Annotated in this window: 13 protein-coding genes; 3 read left to right on the top strand and 10 right to left on the bottom strand. The window is 71.2% G+C overall.

All coding sequences use genetic code 11. The features are described 5' to 3' along the window. Positions 1–8: 8 nt before the first annotated feature. Positions 9–9,674, bottom strand: coding sequence for a non-ribosomal peptide synthetase (locus KU887_RS08695; protein ID WP_258250000.1), 9,666 nt, complete (start codon positions 9,672–9,674; stop codon positions 9–11). A gap of 272 nt (positions 9,675–9,946) precedes the next feature. Between KU887_RS08695 and KU887_RS08690 the strand changes: the two genes are divergently transcribed. Beyond that, positions 9,947–11,692: a cyclic peptide export ABC transporter gene (locus KU887_RS08690; protein WP_012492604.1), complete on the top strand. Its 1,746-nt coding sequence runs from the start codon at positions 9,947–9,949 to the stop codon at positions 11,690–11,692. Positions 11,693–11,883: 191 nt separating this feature from the next. Here the strand turns inward: KU887_RS08690 and KU887_RS08685 are convergent, their stop codons facing one another. From KU887_RS08685 to KU887_RS08655, 7 genes are all read right to left on the bottom strand, one after another. After that, the gene (locus KU887_RS08685; protein WP_258249999.1) at positions 11,884–12,912 is read right to left on the bottom strand and encodes an ABC transporter substrate-binding protein; all 1,029 of its coding nucleotides are present in this window, start codon (positions 12,910–12,912) and stop codon (positions 11,884–11,886) included. Next, on the bottom strand, positions 12,909–13,709 hold the full coding sequence (fhuF, locus tag KU887_RS08680; RefSeq protein WP_059723580.1) for a siderophore-iron reductase FhuF: 801 nt from the start codon (positions 13,707–13,709) through the stop codon (positions 12,909–12,911). Before fhuF ends, KU887_RS08685 begins: the two co-directional genes overlap by 4 nt. After that, positions 13,706–15,805 (bottom strand): Fe(3+)-hydroxamate ABC transporter permease FhuB, encoded by a 2,100-nt coding sequence (gene fhuB, locus KU887_RS08675; protein ID WP_258249998.1) that lies wholly within the window; start codon positions 15,803–15,805, stop codon positions 13,706–13,708. Before fhuB ends, fhuF begins: the two co-directional genes overlap by 4 nt. Next, entirely contained in the window at positions 15,802–16,650 is an 849-nt protein-coding gene (locus tag KU887_RS08670) for an ABC transporter ATP-binding protein (protein WP_006486076.1), read from the bottom strand. The genes fhuB and KU887_RS08670 overlap by 4 nt, the downstream gene beginning before the upstream one ends. Next, complete coding sequence (locus tag KU887_RS08665) at positions 16,650–17,657, bottom strand: TauD/TfdA family dioxygenase (RefSeq protein WP_006486082.1); 1,008 nt, start codon at positions 17,655–17,657, stop codon at positions 16,650–16,652. Before KU887_RS08665 ends, KU887_RS08670 begins: the two co-directional genes overlap by 1 nt. 45 nt (positions 17,658–17,702) lie before the next feature. After that, complete coding sequence (locus KU887_RS08660; protein WP_006476052.1) at positions 17,703–17,945, bottom strand: MbtH family NRPS accessory protein; 243 nt, start codon at positions 17,943–17,945, stop codon at positions 17,703–17,705. Between the two features lie 85 nt (positions 17,946–18,030). After that, entirely contained in the window at positions 18,031–18,699 is a 669-nt protein-coding gene (locus KU887_RS08655; protein WP_258249997.1) for an RNA polymerase factor sigma-70, read from the bottom strand. A 293-nt stretch (positions 18,700–18,992) separates the two neighbouring features. Here KU887_RS08655 and KU887_RS08650 point away from each other — a divergent pair, with 293 nt between their 5' ends. Both KU887_RS08650 and KU887_RS08645 read left to right on the top strand, forming a co-directional pair. Then, a complete protein-coding gene (locus tag KU887_RS08650) occupies positions 18,993–19,238 on the top strand; it encodes a hypothetical protein (protein WP_258249996.1) in 246 nt (81 codons plus the stop codon). A 46-nt stretch (positions 19,239–19,284) separates the two neighbouring features. Continuing rightward, positions 19,285–19,422 carry an HHHH-motif protein gene (locus KU887_RS08645; protein WP_006486072.1) on the top strand — a complete coding sequence of 46 codons (138 nt, stop codon included), beginning with the start codon at positions 19,285–19,287 and terminating at the stop codon, positions 19,420–19,422. 75 nt (positions 19,423–19,497) lie between these two features. Here the strand turns inward: KU887_RS08645 and KU887_RS08640 are convergent, their stop codons facing one another. Both KU887_RS08640 and KU887_RS08635 read right to left on the bottom strand, forming a co-directional pair. After that, a complete protein-coding gene (locus KU887_RS08640; protein ID WP_258249995.1) occupies positions 19,498–20,877 on the bottom strand; it encodes an ATP-binding protein in 1,380 nt (459 codons plus the stop codon). Then, on the bottom strand, positions 20,874–21,539 hold the full coding sequence (locus KU887_RS08635; RefSeq protein WP_006499082.1) for a response regulator transcription factor: 666 nt from the start codon (positions 21,537–21,539) through the stop codon (positions 20,874–20,876). Before KU887_RS08635 ends, KU887_RS08640 begins: the two co-directional genes overlap by 4 nt. Positions 21,540–21,809: the final 270 nt, after the last annotated feature.

The following is a 21,809-nucleotide window of genomic DNA, read 5'->3' as shown; positions in this document are numbered from 1 at the left end:
CGTCGTCCTTATTGGGTTTCCAGTTCGCCGAGCAGCGCGTCGATCGCGCTCGCCGCATCGGTCGCGCCGCGTGCCGCGCAGGCCGCGTCGATCGCTTCCGCGCAGCGCGCCAGCGTGCGCGTGTCGAACAGCGTGCGCAGCGGCAGCGCCAGGCCCCAGTGCAGGTTGGCCTGCGCGTGGGCCTGCGTCGCGAGCAGCGAATGGCCGCCGAGCAGGAAGAAATCGCCATCGCGGCCGATCGCGTCCACGTGCAGCACGCGTTGCCAGATGTCGGCGAGCGCGCGCTCGGTGTCGGTCGCGAGTTCGACGGCGTCGGCCGCTTCACGCACCGGCGCGGGTAGCGCATGGCGATCGCACTTGCCGTTCGGCGTGACCGGCAAAGCGTCGAGCTCGATCAGCTGCGACGGCACCATGTACGCCGGCAGTTGCGCGCGCAGCGCGTCGAGCAGCGCCGCACGGTCGAGCGGGCCGGCCTCGCCGCGGGCGACATAGCCGATCAGTTGCTCGTCGCGCACGATCACGACCGCATCGTTGACGCCCGGCGCCGCGCGCAGCAGCGCCTCGATCTCGCCCGGCTCGATCCGCTGACCGCGCAGCTTCACCTGCGTGTCGACCCGGCCGAGGTAGTCGAGCGCGCCGTCCGCGCGCCGGCGCGCGAGGTCGCCGGTGCGGTACATGCGGGCGCCCGGCACGAACGGATCGGGTACGAACCGCTCGGCGGTCAGCGCGGGACGGCCGAGATAGCCGCGCGCGAGGCCCGCGCCCGCGAGATACAGTTCGCCGGTCGCGCCGGCCGGCACCGGCTGCCACGCGGCATCCAGCACGTGCAGTTGCAGGTTCGCGATCGGATGGCCGATCGGCACCGCGACCGCTTGCGCGTCGTCGGGCCCGCAGGTCCAGTGCGACACGTCGATCGCGGCCTCGGTCGGCCCGTACAGGTTCACGAGCGTCGCGTTCGGCAACAGGCGCGCCATCTTCGCGACGAGCTCGGGCGCCAGCGCCTCCCCGCTCGCGACGATCAGGCGCACGCTGTCGCATTGCGCGGCGGCCGAGAAATCGTCGAGATGCGCGGCGAACGCGGCGAGCATCGACGGCACGAAATGCAGCACCGTCACGCCGTGCGCGTGGATCGCGGCAGCCAGACGGGCCGGATCGCGGTGGTCGCCGGGCGCGGCGATCGCGAGCTTCGCGCCGATCGCGAGCGGCCACACGAATTCCCACACCGACACGTCGAAGCCGAACGGCGTCTTGTGCAGCACGACGTCGTCGCGCGTCAGCCGGTACGCATGCTGCATCCACGCGATCCGGTTCGCGAGCGCGCCGTGCGTGTTGCCGGCGCCCTTCGGCTTGCCGGTCGAGCCGGACGTGTAGATCAGGTACGCGAGCTGCGCGTCGTCGATCGCCGCGGTTTCATCGGCGATATCGCCCGCTTCGTCGGCCAGCAGATCCGCGACCGTCAGCAGCTGTGTATCGGCGCCCTCGCCCAGCGCGGCCTCGACCTGCTCGCGCAGATGCGCCTGCGTGATCGCGACGGCCGGCCGCGCGTCGCGCAGCAGGTATGCGATGCGCTCGGCCGGATAGTCGGGATCGACCGGCAGGTACGCGGCGCCGGCCTTCAGCACGCCGACGAGCGCCATCACCATGTCGAACGAGCGCTCGACGCACAGCGCGACCGGTGTGTCGGGCCGCACGCCGCGCCGGCGCAGCGCGGCCGCGATGCGCGACGTGGCGGCGTCGAGTTCGCGATAGGTCGCGCGCTGCACGCGGCCGTGAGTGTCCGCGTACTCGAGTGCGATCGCGTCGGGCGTCGCGCGTGCCGCATCGACGAATTGCAGGTGCAGCGGCTGCCGTTGCCCGGGCGGCCAGGTCCGCGCGGTGTCCTGCGCACGTACCAGCGCGTCGCGGGTCGCCTCATCGGCGATCGACAACGTGCCGAGCCGCGCGTCCGGCGTACGGGCCAGCGCATCGAGCGCGCAGGCGAACGCGCGATGCCAGGTCTCGACTTGACGCGCATCGACACGTGCGGTGTCGTACCCGTAGTCGATCGTCAGTTCGGCGCCGCTCTCGATCACGAGCGTCAGCGCGAAATCGGTCGCTTCGATGCTGCGCACGCCGCTCAACGCCAGCGCGCGCGGATCGGCGTCGCGCACCGACTCGTCGACCGGATAGTTCTCGAACACGACCAGCGTGTCGAACAGTGCGCCGCCCGACCCGCGCGCCCAGCGCTGGATGTCGGCGAGCGGCGTGTGCGCGTGTTCGGCGGCGGCCGCGTTCTCGCGCTGCAGCGTGTGCAGCCAGTCGGCCGCACGTTGCTGCGGCGCCGGCGCGGTGATGACCGGCAGCGTGTTGATGAAAAGACCGAGCACCGAATCGACGTCCGCGAGCGCATCGGGACGGCCCGCGACGGTCGCGCCGAACGCGACGGCCGGCTGGTGCGTCATCCGTTGCAGCGCGAGCGCCCACGCGCCCTGCACCAGCGTGTTGACGGTCAGCTTCAGCGCGCGGGCGGTCTGCGCGACGCGCGTCATCGTGTCGGCATCGAACGTCGCGCGCCACGTGGCCATCTCGGCTTCCGCGCGGTCGGCCGTGCGTTCCGCGATCAGCGTCGGTGCGTCGAGCCGCGCCAGGCGCCCGGTCCAGAAGCGCTCGTCGGCATCGCGGTCGCGCGTGCCGAGCCATGCGATGAAATCGCGATAGCGCAATGCCGGACGGCTCGCGAACGGCGACACGGCGTCCGGGTCGCGATAGTCGCGCAGCACGTCGGCGAGCAGGCGCGCGGTGCTCCAGCCGTCGAGCAATACGTGGTGACGCGTCCAGACGACCCGCCACGCGTCGTCCGTCACGCGGATCAGCGTGAGCCGCATCAGCGGCGGCTCGCGCCAGTCGAAGCCGCGCGTGCGGTCGGCCGCGAGCCAGGCGTCGAAATCGGCGTCGAGCGTGTCGCCGCGCGTGCGCCAGTCGAGCTGTTCGACCGGCATGCGCGCGTGACGATGCACGCACTGCAGCGGCGCGGCTTCGTCCGGCATCACGCTCGTGCGCAGGATGTCGTGACGCGCGATGGACGCGTCGAACGCGGCCGCGAGCCGGTCGGCGTCGAGCGCCGTCGCGGTCGCGACGAGCTGGTTCACGTAGCTCGCGTGGCCGGGCGCGAACAGCGCATGGAACAGGATGCCCTGCTGCATCGGCGACAGCGGATACACGTCGTCGATCGTGCGCCAGTCGAGCGGCGCGCGTTCGATCGCGCCCTGCGTGAGGCCGGCGGCCTGCGCGAGCGGGAAATCGCCCGGCGTCGCGCCGGCGCCGCGATGCGCGACGCGTGACGCGCAGGCGTCGACGAGTTCGCGCAGCGCGGCCGCGAAGCGTTCGGCGAATGCGTCGATCGTCGCGCGTTCGAATTGCGGCGCACCGTAGACCCAATGGACCTTCAGCGTGCGCGCGCCGTCGCCGTCCGTGTCGAGGTACGCATGGATCGCGAGCGTGTTGCCGAGCGGTCCGTTCGGATCGCGCTCGGTGCCGGTGCCGCCGAAACGCGGCACGAGCGTCGCATCGCGCGGCGCGTCGAACTGGCCGAGATAGTTGAACGTGACGCGCGGGCGCGGCACGGCGGCCAGCGCCGCGCGCGTCGCCGCATCGCCGTAGTGCGCGAGCACGCCGAAGCCGAGCCCCTTGTGCGGCACCGCGCGCAGCGTGTCCTTGACCGCGCACAGCGTGTCGCGGGCCGTCGCTGCGACCGGCAGCGTCACCGGGTAATGGCTCGTCAGCCAGCCGATCGTGCGGCTGGCATCCGCATCGTCGAACAGCGCTTCGCGGCCGTGTCCTTCCAGTTCGACCCGGCACGATGCGGCGCCGCGCGCGCCGGCCAGCGCCAACGCGAGCGCCGCGCCGAGCAGCTCGATCGTCTGCGTGCGATAGGCCGCGTGCGCGTCGGTCAGCGCGGCGCGCGTCAATGCCGCGTCGATCGTCTGCACGACGACGGCCGCATCGGCGTTCGCCGCCGCCGCGTCGGGGTGATCGGCCACGATGTCGTCGCCCTGAGCCATGCCGGCCCAGTAGGCGGCTTCGGCCGCGAACGGCGACGCCGGTTCCGTTGCCGCGCGGGCGAGCCGTGCGGCCCAGGCGTCCGCACGCAGGCCCGGCTGCGACAGGCGAACCGGCGTGCGCTCGCATGCGGCGCGATAGGCGCTGTCCAGGTCGTCGAGCAGGATGCGCCACGACACGCCATCGACGATCGCGTGGTGAATCGCGAGATAAAGCCGGGTCGAACCGTCCGGCAGCCGTGCCGCGCACGCGCACGCGAGCGGCCCGTTGCCGAGGTCGAGACGGCGCTGCAGCGCGTCGAAGCGTGCCAGCGCGTCGGCTTCGTCGCGTGCGGCGACTTCCACGAACGGCAGCGCATCGTACGGTTTCGCCGCATCGCTCGCGTGCCACGTGCCGTCGGCGCCGCGTGCGAAGCGCTGGCGGAATGCATCGTGATGCGTGAGCACCGCGTCGAATGCGCGGGCGAATGCGTCTGCATCGAACGCGCCCCGCACATCGAACGACACCGACTGGTTCCAGTGGCCGCGGTGCGGCATATCGAGCGCGAAGAAGCGCTGCTGCGCAGGCGTCAGGATCGCGGCGGCAGCCGGCGAGGCCGTGGCAGCCGCAGTCGCGGTCGGAACCGCGCTCGCCGGCTGCGCGGCAACGGCCGTGTCGTCGATTTTCGCCACGCGTGCGAGTTCGGCGACGGTCGGCCCGTCGAACAGTTGCTTCGGCGTGAAGCGCACGCCGCGCTTGCGCGCACGGGCGATCACCTGCAGCACGAGGATCGAATCGCCGCCGAGTTCGAAGAAGTTGTCGTCGCGGCCGACCTTCGGCGCCTTCAGCACGGCCTGCCAGACGTCGGCGAGCACCGTTTCGACCGCGCCCTGCGGCGCATCGCTGGATGCGACTACAACCGGCACGGCTGCGAGTTCGCGCAACGCCGCGCGATCGATCTTGCCGTTCGCGGTCACCGGCAGGCGCGCCAGTGCGACGAACTGCGCGGGCACCATGTAGTCGGGCAGCTTCGCGGCGAGCGCGGCGCGCACCGCGGCTTCGTCGAATGCCGCGCCGTCGCGCATCACGACGAAGGTCGCGAGCCGCAGGCGGCCATCGTGCTCGATCGCGAGCGTTTCGGCCTGCGCGATCGGGCCGGCCGCACGCACGGCCGCACTCACCTCGCCCGGCTCGACGCGGTAGCCGCGAATCTTCACCTGATCGTCGATCCGGCCGAGGAACGCGAGGCGTCCGTCCGTACGCAGCCGTACGCGGTCGCCCGTGCGATACAGCCGTGCGCCGGGCGTGAACGGATCGGGCACGAAGCGCTCGGCGGTTTGCGCCGGCCGTCCGAGGTAGCCGCGCGCGACGCCCGGCCCGCCCAGATACAGCTCGCCCGTCGCGCCGGCCGGCACGCACGCGCCGAACGCGTCGAGCACCAGCGCGCGCGCATTCGGCAGCGGCAGCCCGAGCGGCACGCCGCTCGCGGGATCGCGCGCGTCGGCGGCAATCGACGCCGTATCGCACGCGAGCGCGCCGACCGTCGCTTCGGTCGGCCCGTAATGGTTGATCACGCGGCACGCCGGCGCGAGCGCGGCCAGGCGCGCGACGAGCGCCCACGTGAGCGTTTCGCCGCCCGTCACGAGCGCGTGGCGCGGCAGCACGTCGGCCGGCACGCGCGCGTCGAGCAACGCCTGCAGATGGCTCGGCACGATCTTCAGCACGCCGACTTCACGGCGGCGCATTTCGTCGGCGAACAGGTCCGGATCGAATGCGCAAGCGGCCGGCAGCAGATGGAGCGTACGGCCCGCGCACAATGCGCCGAACAGCGTCGTGTGGCCAAGATCGGCCGCGACCGTCGACACCATTGCGAACGACGCATCGGGCGCGAACGCGAGTTCGTCGAGCATCCCCTGCACGTAGTCGGCCAGCGCGCCATGCGATACGACGACGCCCTTCGGCGTGCCGGTCGAGCCGGACGTATAGATCAGGTATGCACCCTGTTCCGGGTGCGGCGCAACGCGCACGCCGGCCGCATGAGCGAGCGTCGCGTCCTGCGCGAGCGCGTCGACGTCGAGCGGCTGCGCGTCGATGCCGGCCGGCCACGCGGCCGGTTCCGCGACGAGCGCCCAGCGCGCGTCGCAGTCGGCGGCACCCGCGGCGAGACGCGCGGCGGGCTGGGCGGGGTCGAGCAGCACGGCGAGCGCGCCGGCTTTCAGCGCGCCGAGCAGGCCGACGACGAACCGTGTCGAGCGCTCGATGCAGACCACGACGGCCGCTTCGGCGGCCACGCCGCGTTGCGCCAGTGCCCGCGCGATGCGGTTCGATGCGTCGTCGAGTTCCGCGAACGTCAGCGAAGTCGATGCGTCCGACAGCGCGACGCGATGCGGATAGGCAGCCGCCTGCCGCGCGAATGCGGCGACGATGTCGGCATGCTCGATACGCAGCGCGCGACCGTCGCGCGGCTGGCGCGATGCAGCCGACGCATCGCACGGCAGCGCGGCCGTCGTATGCTGCGGAGCGTGCGCCGCCGCGCCGACGAGCGCCGCATAGCTGTCGAGCCACGCACGCGCGGTATCGGCATCGATGCAGTCGGTCGCATAGGCCGCGACCAGTTCGATCCCGTTCGCATCGTCGGTGAAATCCAGCGCGAAGTCGAAGCGCGCGGCGAGATCGGGCCCCGGCGTCGCGACCGCCGTGGCGCGCGGCAGCACGCTGTCGTGCCGTGCGTCGAACTGCTGCGCGAATTTCACGCGCAGCCATTCGTCGCCGCGCTTGACGGGCGGCTTCACCGCATCGACGACGCGCTCGAACGGCACGTCCTGGTGCGCGACCGCATCGAGCGCCGCGGTGCGCGCCGCGTCGACGAGCGCGCGGAACGGCAGCGTCGGCGCCACGCGTACCCGCAGCGCGACCGTATTCAGGAACAGACCCAGCAATGCACGCGTTTCGGGGCGCTGGCGATGCGCGACCGGCACCGCGACGACGACGTCCGTTTCACCGGTCAGGCGCGACAGCCACGCGTCGAGCGCGGCCAGCAGCACCGTGAAGACGGTCGCCTGGGCGTCCCGTGCGAGTTGCCGCACGTCGGCCGCGACCGCATCGGGCAGGCGCACCGACACGCGGGCGCCCTGCAGCGTGCGCGTGGCGCCCGGCTGGCGGTCGACCGGCAACGCGAGGGGGCCCGGCACGTCGCGCAACGCGCCGCGCCAGTAGTCGAGCTGACGCTCGCCCTCGCCGCCGGCCAGCGTGTCGCGCTGCCAGTCCGCGTAGTCGGCGTACTGGATCGGCAGATCGGGCAGCGACGGCTCGCGCCCTTCGGCATACGCGCAATACGCGGCCGACAGTTCGTCGAACGCGCAGCGCGAGCTCCAGCCGTCGGTGATCGCGTGATGCGCGGTCAGCAGCAGCCGGTGACGGTCGTCGGCGAGCACGACCAGCGTCGCGCGCAGCAGCGGGCCGCGTGCGAGGTCGAACGGCTCGGCCGCATCGCGCTCGGCCAGACGCGCGGCGTGCGCGTCGCGGGCGGCCGGCGGTTGATCGCGCAGGTCGACCGTGGCGATCGACACCGGCAGATGCGCATGAATCCGCTGCATCACGACGCCGTCGTCGTTGTCGACGAGCGTCGTGCGCCACGCTTCGTGACGGCCGATCACGTGATCGAGCGCGCGCTGCAGCGCGTCGCGGTCGAGCACGCCGTCGATCGTCCAGTGTGCGGCGATGTGATACGCGGCGCTTGCGTCGCGCGTTTGCGCGAGCACCCAGAAACGTTGCTGCGCGAGCGATGCCGCACGATCGACGTACGGCGCGGCCACGGCGGCCGGCGCACGGCGCGTGGTAATCGTGGCGAGCGGTTCGCCGGTCTCGCGTTCCGCACGGTCGACCGTGTCGGCCAGCTCGGCGAGCGCCGGATCGGCGAACAGCGTATCGAGCCGCAGATTCACACGAACGGCCGCACGAATCGCGGCCTGCAACTGCATCGCGGCGAGCGAATCGGCGCCCAGCGCGAAGAAACGATCGTCGCGCGACGGCATGACGTCGAGGCTCAGCAGCGTTTGCCAGAGACCGGCGATCTGCCGTTCGGTCGGCGTGCGCGGCGCATCGCCGGCGGCTTGCGTCGTATCGCGCGCGGCGGCAATCCGCTCGCGCAGCGCGGCACGGTCGAGCTTGCCGTTCAGCGTGTACGGCAGCGCGTCGCAACGCACGAACCGGTGCGGCTGCCATGCAGCCGGCAACTGCGCGGCCACGTGCGCCTTCAACGCGGCATCGTCGGCCGCCGCGCGCAGCGCGACGCATGCGATCAGCCGCGTCGGCCCGTTGGCGGTTTCGGTGATCACGGCCGCGTCCGCCACGGCCGGGTGCGAGCGCAGGCACGCGGCGATTTCCGCCGGCTCCACGCGCACGCCGCGCACCTGGACCTGATCGTCGAGGCGGCCCAGATAATCGTATGCGCCGTCGTCGCGCAGGCGTGCGAGGTCGCCGGTGCGATAAACGCGCGCGCCGGGCTCACCGTTCGCATCGGGAACGAAACGTTCGGCCGTGAGCGCCGGGCGGCCGTGATAACCGCGGGCGACGCACACACCGCCGAGCAGCAGTTCGCCCACGCCATCGGCTTCGGCGCCGTCGATGCGTGCGACCCGCGGGCCGATCACGCTACCGATCGGCAACGACGCATACGCGTCGTCCGCGGCCAGCACCGGCGTCTCGCCCGGCTCGACCGGCCACAGCATCGGCGAGATCACGGCCTCGGTCGGCCCGTAACCGTTGATCAGGCGCACGGCCGGGAACGTGCGGCGCACGAATTCGAATGCCTGCTGCGGCAGCGCCTCGCCGCCGAACGCGAGCACGCGCAATGCCGGCGGCACGCCGTCGCGCGCGGCGACGGCCGCGAATTCACGCAGGTATGCCGGCGGAAACGCCGCGACGTTCACGGCTTCGCGCACCATCAGCGCATGCGCGTCGACCGGCGCGAACGGCTGCGGCGGCGCGACGACGATGCCGGCGCCGACCGCGAGCGGCGCGAGCCAGCATTCGTGCGCGGCGTCGAAGTTGACCGACGCGAAATGCAGCAGACGGTCGCCGGCCTCGATCGGCAGCGCGGCGGCAAGCGCGTCGCAGTGCGCGGCGAGCGGCCCGTGCTCGACGACCACCGCCTTCGGCGTGCCGGTCGAGCCCGACGTATAGATCATGTACGCGGCCGAACGCGGGTGCACGGCCACGGTGTCGTCATCGAACGCGTGATCCTGCGCGACGCCCGATGCGTCGGCGGTCGCGTCGAACGCGTGTTCGAACGGCGTGCCGAGCGCCGCGCGGCCGGCGGCGTCGACGATGCCGTGCCGCAGTTGCGCATCCTGCACGATCCAGTCGAGGCGCGCGGCCGGATGGCGCGGATCGAGCGGCACGAATACGCCGCCCGCCTTCAGCACGGCCAGCAGCGCGACGAACAGTTCGCCCGAACGCTCGACGCACACGCCGACCCGCACTTCGGCGCCGACGCCGGCCGCGCGCAGTTGCCGCGCGAGCTGCGATGCACGTGCGTCGAGCGCACCGCGCGACAGGCGCAGGTTCTGGAAAGGCACCGCGATGGCGGGTGCGTCGGGCGCGAGGCGCGCCAGTTCGCGGATTCGGTGATGCAGCGCAGTCGGGAAACTCGTCATGTGCGTGAAGTCCTTCGGTCCGGCCGCTTCGGCCAAGTCTCGGGGCCGCTTGGGGCGGCTTCACTGGTGTGACGAACGGCGCGGCCGATTTTTTACCGTTTTGCGTGCAAAGTGCGTACGGCGGCTTTTTTTGACGATGGGGCTAAATATTTGCGCGGCCCGTTCGTCTATCAGGGAGGAAAGCCGGAAATGGGGCGCGCCCCGCCCGCTGCTTTCGCGTCAGATTTGCCGTTTCCGCTTGATTGCCTGCCTTCCCTTTACCGACGTTGCCGATGACAGCCGCCCACGAGCCTTCTTCCCCGCCGTCCCTCGACGCTTCCCCCGGCCGCCCCGCGGCGCGCCTGATCCTTGCGCTGCTGCGCGAAAGCCGTGTGTCGCTCACGCTGGCGCTCACCGCCTGCGTGCTGAACGGCGTCGCGAGCGTGCTGCTCGTCGCGACGCTGAACCGCGCGCTGTCGCAACCGGGCGCCGCCGATGCGTCGCTCGCGTGGCGCTTCGCGCTGTGCGCGGTGATCGCGCTCGTCACGCGGATCGTGTCGGGCACGCTGTTCGCCCGCCTGTCGCAGGACACGATGGCGCGGCTGCGCGTGCATCTGGCGCGGCGCGTCGGCGCGGCCGAATTGCGCGACATCGAGCGGATCGGCGCCGCGCCCGTGCAGTCGGTGCTGACCGACGACGCGACCAACGTGTCGATGCTGTTCTTCGCGCTGCCGAACCTCGTCATGCACGGCTCGATCGTGTTCGGCTGCCTCGGCTATCTGGCGTGGCTGTCGTGGCCCGTGTGCCTGCTGGCGCTGGCCGCGATCATCGCCGGCTCGCTCGGCTATCACACCGGCGACCGCCGCGCGATCGCGTCGCTCGAAGCCGCCGGCCAAGCGCAGGACCGCCTGTTCGGCTATCTCGGTTCGCTGTTCTCCGGCGCGAAGGAGCTGAAGCTGCACGATGCGCGCGCCCGCCAGTTCGTCGACGGCCAGCTCGGCGCCGCGATCGGCGAAGTGCGCGACCACCGCCGCCGCGCGTTCAGCGCGTATGCGGTCGGGGTCGGCTGGATCATCTTCCTGTTCTACGTGTTCCTCGGCGTCGCGTCGTTCTGGCCGCAGCTCGGCGTGCATGCCGACCCGGCCGCGGCCGCCGGCTACGTCGTCGTGTTCCTGTTCATGCTGGTGCCGCTCGACGGCCTGCTGAACAACCTGCCGACCGTCAACGCGGCGCGCGTGTCGCTCACGCGGATCGAAGGCGTGATGGCCGAGTTCGGCGCGCTGCGCACGGTGCCGCCCGCGGCCGATGCGCCCGACGTGCCGCCGGCCGGCGCCGTCACGCTGCGCGGCGTCACGCACGCGTACTTCCACGAACGCGACGAACGGATGTTCAGCATCGGGCCGATCGACCTGACGATCAAGCCGGGCGAGCTCGTGTTCATCGTCGGCGGCAACGGCAGCGGCAAGACCACGCTCGCGAAGGTGCTGACGGGGCTCTACGAGCCCGAGCAAGGCACGATCGAGGTCGACGGCCGCACGATCGGCTGGCGCGAGCGCGCGGCCTACCGGCAGCGCTTCAGCGCGGTGTTCAACGATTTCCACCTGTTCGATGCGCTGCTCGGCATCGTCGATCCCGACGATCCGTCGCGTGCGCAGGCCGATGCGCGAGCGAACGCGCTCGTCGCGAAACTCGCGCTCGACCACAAGGTGAAGGTGGTCGACGGCGCGTTCTCGACGCGCGCGCTGTCGACCGGGCAGCGCAAGCGGCTCGCGCTCGTCGTCGCGTACCTGGAAGATCGTCCGTTCTACCTGTTCGACGAATGGGCGGCCGACCAGGACCCGTCGTTCAAGGCGGTGTTCTACGAACAACTGCTGCCGGAGCTGCGCGCGCGCGGCAAGGCCGTGATCGTGATCACGCACGACGACCGCTACTTCGATCTCGCCGATCGCCTGCTGAAGCTCGACAACGGACGTATCGTCAGCGACACGCAACCGGCGCGCCTGCGTGCGCAGGATGGCGTCGATGCGATGAGCGCGTAACACGACGACAGTCGATGAAAAAATCGCCGGCACGCTGCAGTGGCAGTGTGCCGGCGATGGTCGTTTCAGCGGGGAATTCAGCCGCTGACGTGTGGCGACCAGGAAAGGCGGACGCCATGCGTCGTCGGGCCGATCACAACGCCCTGCCCGTCAAACGTCGCATCGCCTGCGGCTCGACGCGCACCGCGCGCTCAACGCACGGCCGGCAGCTTCAGCATCGTATCGGTCATCACGTCGGCCAGCTTCAGCGCCGACATCGGCCCGCCGAACCCCCAGATGTTGCGCTCGATCAGCGCGATCCGATGGTCCTTCAACGCGGGCACGAAGCGCCACACCGGCGAATCGAGTTTGGTCGACAACGGCACGTCCATCCCCGACGCGGTCACGAATAGCACGGCGAGGTCGCGCTGCCGCAGCAGATCGGCCGACGTCACGTATAGCGTGCCTTCCCGCGTCGGCTTCTTCGGCCACGGATCGAGCCCGAGCGCCCGCGCGAGGCCCGCCGACGTGCTGTTGCCCGTATACGCCCAGTAACGATCGGGCAAGCCGAGATCCTGCAGCAGCGCGACGCGCTCGCCGTGGCGGCCGGTGGCCGCGAGCCGCGCCGCGTTGCGCGCGATGCCGGCGTCGAGTTGCGCTTCAACCGCCTGCGCGCGCGCGTCGCGCCCCGTCACCGCACCGATCGTCCGGAAGATCTGCCGCATCCAGTCGAGCTGCGTGACCGGCACGCCGCCTTCCGACACGTTCGGGCTGAACTGGAACAGGATTGTCGGCGCGATCCGGTCGAGTGCGTCGAAGATCGGCGCATGCCGGAAGCCGACGCCGATGATGAGATCCGGCTTGACCGCCGCGATCGCCTCGAGTCCCGGCTCCTGCCGCGAGCCGATGTCGGTCACGTGCGCGAGCTGCTCGCTGCGGTAGCCGAGCCAGCCCGGGTAGAACGCCGTATCGGCCATCCCGGCCGGCACGAGGTCGAGCGCGATCACGCTTTCCGCGAACATGAAGTCGAGCGCGACCACGCGCTGCGGCCGCACGGGCATCTTCGCGCTGGCCTGCGACACGACGGGATTGCCGGCCAGCGACACGGCGCCCTGCGCACCGCGGGCATCCCCGGCCACGGAAACGGAACCGGCCGCCGCCGCGGAAAACGCACCGCAGCACACCGCGCCGAGTGCCGCCGCGAGCGCGCCGAGCGCATGCCGGCGGCCGGCGTGCGTCACCGGATCGCGTCCTGCTCGGCCAGCGCCGCGTCGTCCATCGTCAGTAGCAGGGGGCAGCTTCCACACAGTTGCGTTTCTCCAGGAATTTCGTAGCGCAGGCAGCACACGCGGCGCGCGCGAAACGGCGTCGGCAGCAGCGGCGAGCGCGGCACGGCATCGCGCACGGGCATGCGCAGCGGATTCGATTCGCCACGCATGCAGGTCGAACCGAACAGCCAGTGCGCGTCGCCGACGGGATCGGCCGCGCACGGCCACGAACGACAGGTATCGAGCAGGTAGTCGAGCAGATTGCCCGCGTTGCTCCACAGCACGCGCGGCGTGACGCGGCCCATCGCCGCGAGCAGATCGATCACCGCGCCGAGATGCGCGATCAGCCCCGCATAGCGCGGCGCGGGATCGTCGCACGGCGCGCCGAGCGCATCCGCCGCGAAATACAGCGCGGCCGGCATCCCGTCGTCGAGCGCAACGAACGTGCGCTCGGGCGTCATGTCGAGCGGCCGGCCGAGCGTCAGCGCGGCGACGACACCGGCCGGTGCCGCGCGGCCGAAATAGTATTTGCTCCATTGCGACATCAGCGCGCGCGCATGCTGCGCCGGATCGCCGCCGTAATGGTCGACCATCGCGGCGAGCACGGCGTCGCGGTGCGCGGGCAACGCGCTGACGGGCACGACGACGCGGCCCGGCCCATGCGCGTCGTCGGGCATGCCGAGCCACACGACGTCGAGGTGTTCGGCGAACGGTGGCGGCGCGAACGCCGAAAAGCGCGTGGCGCGCGCGCCGTCGAGCGCCGGCGTCATCGTCCCGCGCGCCGGGCGCGGCGCCCCTCGAGAATCAGCAGCCCCAGCAGGTACGGCGCGCCGATCAGCGCGGTCAGCACGCCGGCCGGCACTTCGCGCGGCGCGACGACGGTGCGCGCCGCGAGATCCGCCAACCCGAGGATCAGCGCGCCGCACGCCGCCGCGAGCCACAGCCGCGTGCGATGCCGGCGCGCGCCGAGCATCGTCGCGACGTGCGGCGCCATCAGCCCGATGAAGCCGACCGGCCCGACCGCCGCGACGGCCGCGCACGCGGCGAGCGTCGCGATCGTCAGCGCGAGCGGTCGCAGCGCGGCCACCGGCAGGCCGAGCGCGGCCGCCTGGTCGTCACCGAGCGCGAGCATGTCGAGCGGTTTCGCGAGCCACGCGAACACCGGCACCGCGAGCACGCACCACGGCAGCAGCATCGACACCTCGCCCCAGCTGCGGCCGTACGTGCCGCCGACGAGCCACACGACGAAGCGCGCGGGCTGCACGCTTTCCTGCGTGATCAGCCATTGCGCGAGCGTGGTCCACAACGCGCCGATCACGATGCCGGTCAGCGCGACCGCGAGCGGCGCGTAGCGATGCCGGTGATTCAGCGCGAGCGTGATCGCGAGCGACAGCCCGCCGCCGATCAGCGCGGCGGCGGCCAGCGTCACGTGGCCCATCAGCGGCCACGTCGACAACGCGAACAGCGTGACGAGCCCCGCGCCCTGCGTGACGCCGAGCACTTCGGGGCCCGCGAGCGGATTGCGCACGACGCTCTGCATCGCGACGCCGCTGACCGCCAGCAACGCGCCGGCGAGCAGCGCGCACAGCAGGCGCGGCATGCGCAGGTCGATCAGCATGCGCGCGAGCGCATCGTGACCGGACAGCGCGGCGAACCAGCGCGCGGGCGACAGCCACTCGGGGCCGGCCGACACGCCGACCCACACCACCAGCACGCCCGCCACGACGAACAACGCGGTACGCAGCGGCCAGCCGAGCCGTTCGAGCCGTTCGAGCCAGCCGACGAGCCGCGTCGCGCCGCTGCCCGCCGCGCGTTCGGCATCCGCATGCAGCACGCCCGACCACGCGGCGCCGCGCCGGATCATCGCGAGCATCAGCGGCGTGCCGACCAGCGCGATCGCGACGCCGGTCGACAGCGTCGCGTCGAGGCCCGACGCGAGCACCGCGCTGTCGGTGACCAGCACCAGCGCGCCGCCGGCGAGCGCCGACAGCGGCACCAGCACGCCGAGCCGCGCCGCGCGCGCGCCGCGCACCTGGCGCAGCAGGTTCGGCGCGACGAGGCCGACGTACGACAGCGGGCCCGCGATGCTGACGGCCACGCTCGTGAACGCGACCGCGACGATCGTCGCGGCGAGCCGCGTCGCATCGACGCGCACGCCGGCCGCGGCCGCCGCATCGTCGCCGAGCGCGAGCGGATTCAACGGCCGGATCACGAACGGCAGCGCGGCGAGCGGCACGACGAGCCAGCGCGCGGCGAGCGCGAGGCCCGTCGCGCCCGGCTGGTACAGGCTGCCGTTGGTCCACAGCGCGGCGCCCGCGATGTTCTGTTCGAAGAACGCGAGCACGAGCGTCGACAGCGCGGCGAACAGCAGCATGCACACACTGCCGGCAAGCACGAGCCGCAACGGCGTCGCGCGCCAGCCACCCGCCGCGACGATCGCGCACGCGGCCGCCGCGAGCCCGCACACGAACAGCAGCGGCACCGACGCGACGCCGGCCAGCGCCGGCACCAGCATCGCCGCGAGCAGGCCGAGCTGGGCGCCGCCCGTCACGCCGAGCAGGTCGGGCGACGCGAGCGGATTGCGCGTGAGCGACTGGAACAGCGCGCCGGCGATGCCGAGGCAGCCGCCCGCGACGAGCGCGGCCGCGACGCGCGGCAGATTGAGGTCGAACAGGAACACGTGCGCAAGCGACGCGGCATCGCTGCCGGGCGCCGCGTCCCACCACACGCGCAGATCGGGAGCAATCCGCAGCGCCGCGAGCAGCGCGATCGACGCGACGAGGCCGCACGCAATCGCGCCGGCCCGCCCCGTCGTCGTCCCCTTGCCGGTCGCCGCGAGGCGCTTGCGCATCGCGAACGTCGTCATACCGCGAGATCCCGGTCGAAGACGGCGGACGCCTGCGGCGCGCCGTCGGTCGACGGTCCGTAGGCCGGTACGCACATCGGCGCACCCGTCTGCGGATGCGCGAGCTTCAGCATCTCGACGCCGAACGCCGCGCGCAACCGCGCCGGGTCGAGCATCGCGTCGGGCGTGCCCTGCGCGACGAGACGGCCCGCGCGCATCAGCACGATCTCGTCGCTGTACGCGGCCGCCTGGTTCAGGTCGTGCAGCACCCACACGATCGTCAGTCCGCGTGCGCGGTTCAGCGCACGCAGCGCATCGAGGATGTCGAGCTGGTGATGAATGTCGAGATAGGTCGTCGGCTCGTCGAGCAGCACGATCGGCGCCTGCTGCGCGAGCGCCATCGCGATCCACGCGCGCTGGCGTTCGCCGCCCGACAGCGCGCCGACGTCGCGCTCCGCATCGTCCGCGAGGCCGCTCGTGTCGAGCGCTTCGTCGATCGCCGCCTGATCGGCCCGCGACAGGCCGCGCAGGAAGCCGCCGTACGCATAGCGCCCGTACGCGACGAGCTCACGGACCGTGAGGCCCGACGGAATCTGGTTGAACTGCGCGAGCATCGTCAGCTCGCGCGCGAGCGCGCGACGGCGAAACGACGCGAGCGGTCGGCCGTTCACTTCGACATGGCCGGCACGCGCGGGTTGCAGGCCCGCCAGCGTGCGCAGCAGCGTGCTCTTGCCGCAGCCGTTCGGTCCGCACAGCGCGGTCACGCGGCCGGCCGCGATCGACAGGTCCAGCCCGTCGATCACGACATGGTCGCGATATCCCACCGACAGCCCGCGCGCGGCAAGCGCGGCGGTACTACGCGTCATCAATCCTCCGTTCGGTCGCGCGGGACCGTGTAACTCTGCGCCATCGCGACGACGACCTTGCGCGGCCCCTCGAACGGGTCGCGGGCATGCGCGGTCAGCATGTTGTCGAGCATCAGCACGTCGCCGGTGCGCCACGGGAACACGATGCGCTGCTGGTCGAGCACGCCGCGGATCTGCGCGAGCGCGTCGGCTTCCAGCGGTTCGCCGTCGCCGTAATACACGTTGCGCGGCACGTTCTCGAGCCCGACCGCGTCGACGAGCGCTTCCTGCATGTCGTCGTCGAGCGCCGACAGGTGAAACAGGTTCGCCTGGTTGAACCATACGCGGTCGCCGGTGCGCGGATGACGCGCGACGGCCTGGCAGCGTTCGCGCGTGCGCAGCAGCAGTTCGCCGTCATCGTCGGTGCGCCACGCGCATTCGATGCCGCGCGCCGCGCACATCCGCTCGACCTCGGCCGGCTCGTCGGTGCCGAACGACTGCTGCCACGGCAAGTCGAGCCCCTGCCCGAAATTGCGCACATACAGCAGCTCGCGCTTCTCGAAGCGCGCGACGAGCGCCGGATCGAGCGCGCGGTACACGGCACGGCTGTCCGCGATCGGCGTCGCCCCGCCCTTCGGCGCGGCAAGCGCGCAGTGGAACCAGATCCGCAGCGGCCATTCGCGCGTGTACGACTGCTCGTTGTGCAGCGGAATCGCGCGGTGCGGCGGGTATTCGGTCGACGTGTAGACCGCGCCTTCGACCTGGCTACGCGGCGTCGACGCGTATTCATAGCCGATCAGCGGATCGCCGAACGAGGCCGCGAATTGCTGGAACGCATCGATCGACGGCACGTGAAAGCCCGTGAACAGCACGCCGCCCGCCCGTTCGAGCGTGTCGGCCGCGATCTCGCGCGCCAGCGGCGCGACGTCGTCGATCGACATCCCGTCGTTGCCGCGCGGCGACACGACGGTGGGCAGCCCCGGCTCGATACGCAGGTCGTCGAGCGTCGGCAACGAAAGCAGGGTCATGCAACGTCCTCTTCAGGTGGCGCGCCGCACACGCGGCGCAGCAGGTCACGACGCGCGCGTCGCGCGCTCGCCGTCCATCGCGCGGCGCAGGCTCGCGGGGCGCATGTCGGTCCAGACCGTCTCGATGTGCGCGAGACAGTCGGCCTTCGGGCCGCTCACGCCGACTTCGCGCCAGCCGGCCGGCACCGGCCGGAACGTCGGCCAGATCGAATACTGTTCTTCGTCGTTGATGACGACCGTATAGACGAGATCGTCGGTGTCGGCGGAAGGCGTCGGGGCTTGCGTCATGATCGGAAATCGCTGGGCGGTTGAAGGAGGCGAAGCGGCGGATTCGGCCGCTCCTGTCTGATAGACGGTTGGCCGGCGCGTTTTTTTACCGCCGCCGCGCGCGGCCGCCCAGGAACACCGGACAGGCGACGCCGCGATGGCACGCGTCGAGGCATTCCGCGCAGTGGCGCTCCGCGTCGCGCACCATGAAATGCACGAGCGTCTGCGACACGTTCAGCGCGCGCGCCGCGGTCTGCAGCGTTTCCTCGCGCAGCCGCACCATCTCGAAGGCCGCGCGGCTGCGCGCCGGCAGGTCGTCGAGGGCGGCCCACACGCGCCGCAGCGTGTCGCGCGTCATCAGCGCGGCTTCCGGCGTCGGCTCGGGCGACGGCACGTCGAAGCCGTCGTCCTCTTCCGTGTGATAGACGTTTTCGAGGTTTTGCCGACGGCACGCGTCGATCGACGCGTTGCGCACCATCCGCGTCACATAGGCGACCGGCTGGCGCACCGCGTCCTGGTTCGGGAATTCGACGAGCTTCACGAACACGTCGTGCACGACGTCTTCCGCGCGGCTCGCGCAGCCGACGAAGCCGCGCGCGACGTTGACGAGCATCGCGCGATGCGAGATCAGCACGTCGAGCAGCGCGCCCTGCGCGCGGGGCTCGGACGCCCGGCGCGCACGCGGCGCAGCGCGCGCCGGCAGGTCCGGATAACTGCCGAGGAACGGGTTTGCCGCTGCCGCCGCCGGTCGGTCGAGCACTTCCGCCATGGCCATCGATCTGCTCCGTCAAATTCCGAGATAGCGCAATTTAACGTAAACGCAAATCATTCTCAATCCGATTACAGGATGACCCTTTCGGTTGTCAGGATTTGTCTGAACAATGATCCGAATCGTTGCCGGAGCGGACATGGGTGCGTCTGCGCCGCGCGGACGGTTCGCACGCCGCCGACGCATGCTTTCATGTTCCTGACGAACCGCCCGCCCGTGTCATCGGCGGTAGCAACTTCTTACCACGTGAAATTTTGGGGGCTCGTACGATCGACCTGCCGTTTCCAAGGGAGAACGACATGAAAGCCATCGTGTTATCCGCAGTCATGGTGGGCGCGCTGTCGAGCGTGATGTTCGCCGGGTGCGTCGCCTACCCCGGCCCTGCCGAAGTCACGATCGGCTGGCATGGCGATCGTTACTGGGACGGAAATCGCTACTGGGAGCGCCGCGACTGGGAAGCCCGGCATGCCGGCCCGCGTGACGACCGCGACCGCCGCGACGATCGCCCGGATGACCGCCGCGACGATCAGCGGCCGCAGTGGTGATGCCGCGACGCGCCCTTGATCCATCATTCGACGACAGGACCTCGACATGAAGACGCTACTGAAAACCCTTACCGCCGCCGCCATGGCCGCTGCCATACTCGCGCCGGCCATCGCCGAAGCGCATCCGCACCGCGTGTGTCACTTCGAACATCACCATCACAAGGTGTGCCGCTGGGTGCGTTGAGCATCGCGCCGCCGATGCGAACAAGCGCCGCTTGCCGGCGCTTTTTTCGTTGCGAACGCCAGGCGGCGTCCGCCGCTAATCCTGCCACCGCTCCGGCGCGAGCCAGATCGGGAACGACAGGATCACCGCGAGCCCGTGCCCGTCGATACCGGCCGTCACGTCGACGGCTCCGCCATGAGACTCGGCGATCCGCGCGACCAGCGACAGGCCGATGCCGCTTCCCGGCTGCGCGGTACCCGGCACCCGGTAAAAGCGTTCGAAAATCCGCTCGCGCTGGTCGACCGGCACGCCCGGCCCGTCGTCCGCGATCCGCAGCCTGACCCGCCCCGCCTCCACGGCGCCATCGCACGTGATCTCGACCCGTCCGCCTTCACGGCCGTAACGCAGCGCGTTGTCGATCAGGTTGCGCACCGCGATCGCGATTTCGTCGAGATCGCCCCACACGCATACCGGCTCGACCGCCACCCGCACCGTCTGCCGGCGCGCATGCGCGGCCGCATCGAAGTCGCTCGCGATCAGCGCAACGAGCCGCGCCAGGTCGACCGGCCCATGCTGCTCCGCACGCGAGCCGGCATCCAGCCGCGCCAGTTCGAGCAATTGCGCCGACAGCCGCGCGCTGCGCTCCACGCCCGTTGCCAGCCGGCGCAGCGCGGCGTCCTTGTCCGCCGGACTGTCCGCCCGCAACGCCACTTCCGCCTGCGCCGACAATGCCGCCAGCGGAATGCGCAACTCGTGCGCCGCATCGCCGATGAAACGGCGCTCGGTATCGACGGCCTGACTCAGCCGCGCGAGCAGCCGATTGAACGATTCGACGAGCGGTCGAAGCTCGCGCGGCAGCGTCAGCAGCGGCAACGGCGAGAAATCGAATGCGGCCTTGTGCTGGATCGCCCGCTGAACGTCGCGCACCGGCCCGAACGACCAGCGGATCCCCCACCAGATCGCCACGCCCAGCATCGCGAGCATCACCGCCGTATTGAACAGGCCGAGCTGCACCGCATTGCTGGCCTTCTCCTGCCAGGTCGTGGCCGGCCCGCCGGTCTGCACGTGAATCCGGCCGGTCGAACCCGATAGCGAATAGACCCGCCAGGTCTCGTCGTGCGCGATCCCGCGCCCGGCACTCACGCCGTAGCCGTCGCGCATGTCCGGCTTGAGCGCCGGCCCCGGCGCATCGGCGCTGTGCATGACGTTGCGGCCGTCGACCCAGATCTGGAACGCGACGTCGTATTTGCCGTATGCGGCTTTCGGCACCACCGCCTGCGCGCGCACTTCCGGCAGGCGATCGATCGTATCGGGCAACGACAACAGCAGCAGTTGCGCGGCGCCCTCGAGCAAGCCGTCGCGCCAGCCGCGCTGTTCGCGCCACAGGGCGATGCCGAGAAACGCGCCCCAGCCGGCCCAGAACACGACGACCGTCGCCATCACGGTCGCGAGCAGGCGGATACGCAGCGACCTCATGCGGCGCCCTCCCCGACGCGATAGCCGAAGCCGTGCACCGTCACGATCAGTTCGTCGCCGAGCTTGCGCCGCAATTGATGGATGTACACCGCGATCGTGTTGCTTTCGATTGCGCCGTCGTTGCCGTACACGCGCTCCTCGAGCTGCGCGCGCGTGACGACTCGCCCTTGCCGCTCCATCAGCGCGAGCAGCGTCCGGTATTCGTGGATGCTCAGCGCGACCGGTTCGCCGGCGCGCGTGACTTCCCGGCGCGCCGGATCGACGTGGACATCGCGGCAAACGAGCCGCTCCGACACGCGGCCCTGGCTGCGGCGCGTCAGCGCGCGAAGCCGCGCATAAAGCTCGTCCAGCTGGAACGGCTTCACGAGATAGTCGTCGGCGCCGGCGTCGAGTCCGCGGATACGGTCGCTCAACTGATCGCGCGCGGTCACGATCAGCACCGGCGTCGCATCGTAGTTCGCGCGCATCGCGGCCAGTAGCGTGAAACCGGATGCGCCCGGCAGTTGCAGGTCCAGCAGCACCGCGTCGTAGTCGTGCCCGACGAGCGCGAGCCGTGCCGCCGGCACGTCGGCCGACCAGTCCGCGCGCCAGCCGTTCTGCGCGAGGCCGGCCCGCACGGCGTCGGCCAGCATCACGTCGTCTTCCACCAGCAGGATATGCATCGGTATCGCTCCTCGAATGGCGAGGTCGCCAGCGTGACGGACCGCGATTAAAAACTTCTTAAAGCCGAAGGGCCACGATGCGTGTCGATCGCCGCATTGCCGGCGCCCTGCATCCGGCGCTTTCCCGAGAGGCCCGCCATGACCGTGTTCTGTTGTTCGATTCCGTTGCTGCGATGCAAGACGGCGCTGTGCACCCCCTTCGCGCCGGGCCGGTACGGGCCATTCTGGCATGGAAGACCGCACGCGTCGTGCACGTTCCGCGCGTCGTGC

The sequence above is a fragment of the Burkholderia sp. EMB26 genome, assembly GCF_024730645.1.
GTDB classification, from domain to species: Bacteria; Pseudomonadota; Gammaproteobacteria; order Burkholderiales; family Burkholderiaceae; genus Burkholderia; species Burkholderia cenocepacia.
This window is presented reverse-complemented; position numbering and strand designations above follow the sequence as displayed.

What these genes read in the sequence shown, in the direction of transcription:
- KU887_RS08640 (WP_258249995.1), bottom strand. Translation starts at nt 20,877, where the DNA reads ATGAGGTCGCTGCGTATCCGCCTGCTCGCGACCGTGATGGCGACGGTC.
- KU887_RS08655 (WP_258249997.1), bottom strand. Translation starts at nt 18,699, where the DNA reads ATGGCCATGGCGGAAGTGCTCGACCGACCGGCGGCGGCAGCGGCAAAC.
- KU887_RS08660 (WP_006476052.1), bottom strand. Translation starts at nt 17,945, where the DNA reads ATGACGCAAGCCCCGACGCCTTCCGCCGACACCGACGATCTCGTCTAT.
- fhuB (WP_258249998.1), bottom strand. Translation starts at nt 15,805, where the DNA reads ATGACGACGTTCGCGATGCGCAAGCGCCTCGCGGCGACCGGCAAGGGG.
- KU887_RS08690 (WP_012492604.1), top strand. Translation starts at nt 9,947, where the DNA reads ATGACAGCCGCCCACGAGCCTTCTTCCCCGCCGTCCCTCGACGCTTCC.
- KU887_RS08645 (WP_006486072.1), top strand. Translation starts at nt 19,285, where the DNA reads ATGAAGACGCTACTGAAAACCCTTACCGCCGCCGCCATGGCCGCTGCC.
- KU887_RS08670 (WP_006486076.1), bottom strand. Translation starts at nt 16,650, where the DNA reads ATGACGCGTAGTACCGCCGCGCTTGCCGCGCGCGGGCTGTCGGTGGGA.
- KU887_RS08635 (WP_006499082.1), bottom strand. Translation starts at nt 21,539, where the DNA reads ATGCATATCCTGCTGGTGGAAGACGACGTGATGCTGGCCGACGCCGTG.
- fhuF (WP_059723580.1), bottom strand. Translation starts at nt 13,709, where the DNA reads ATGACGCCGGCGCTCGACGGCGCGCGCGCCACGCGCTTTTCGGCGTTC.
- KU887_RS08695 (WP_258250000.1), bottom strand. Translation starts at nt 9,674, where the DNA reads ATGACGAGTTTCCCGACTGCGCTGCATCACCGAATCCGCGAACTGGCG.
- KU887_RS08665 (WP_006486082.1), bottom strand. Translation starts at nt 17,657, where the DNA reads ATGACCCTGCTTTCGTTGCCGACGCTCGACGACCTGCGTATCGAGCCG.
- KU887_RS08650 (WP_258249996.1), top strand. Translation starts at nt 18,993, where the DNA reads ATGAAAGCCATCGTGTTATCCGCAGTCATGGTGGGCGCGCTGTCGAGC.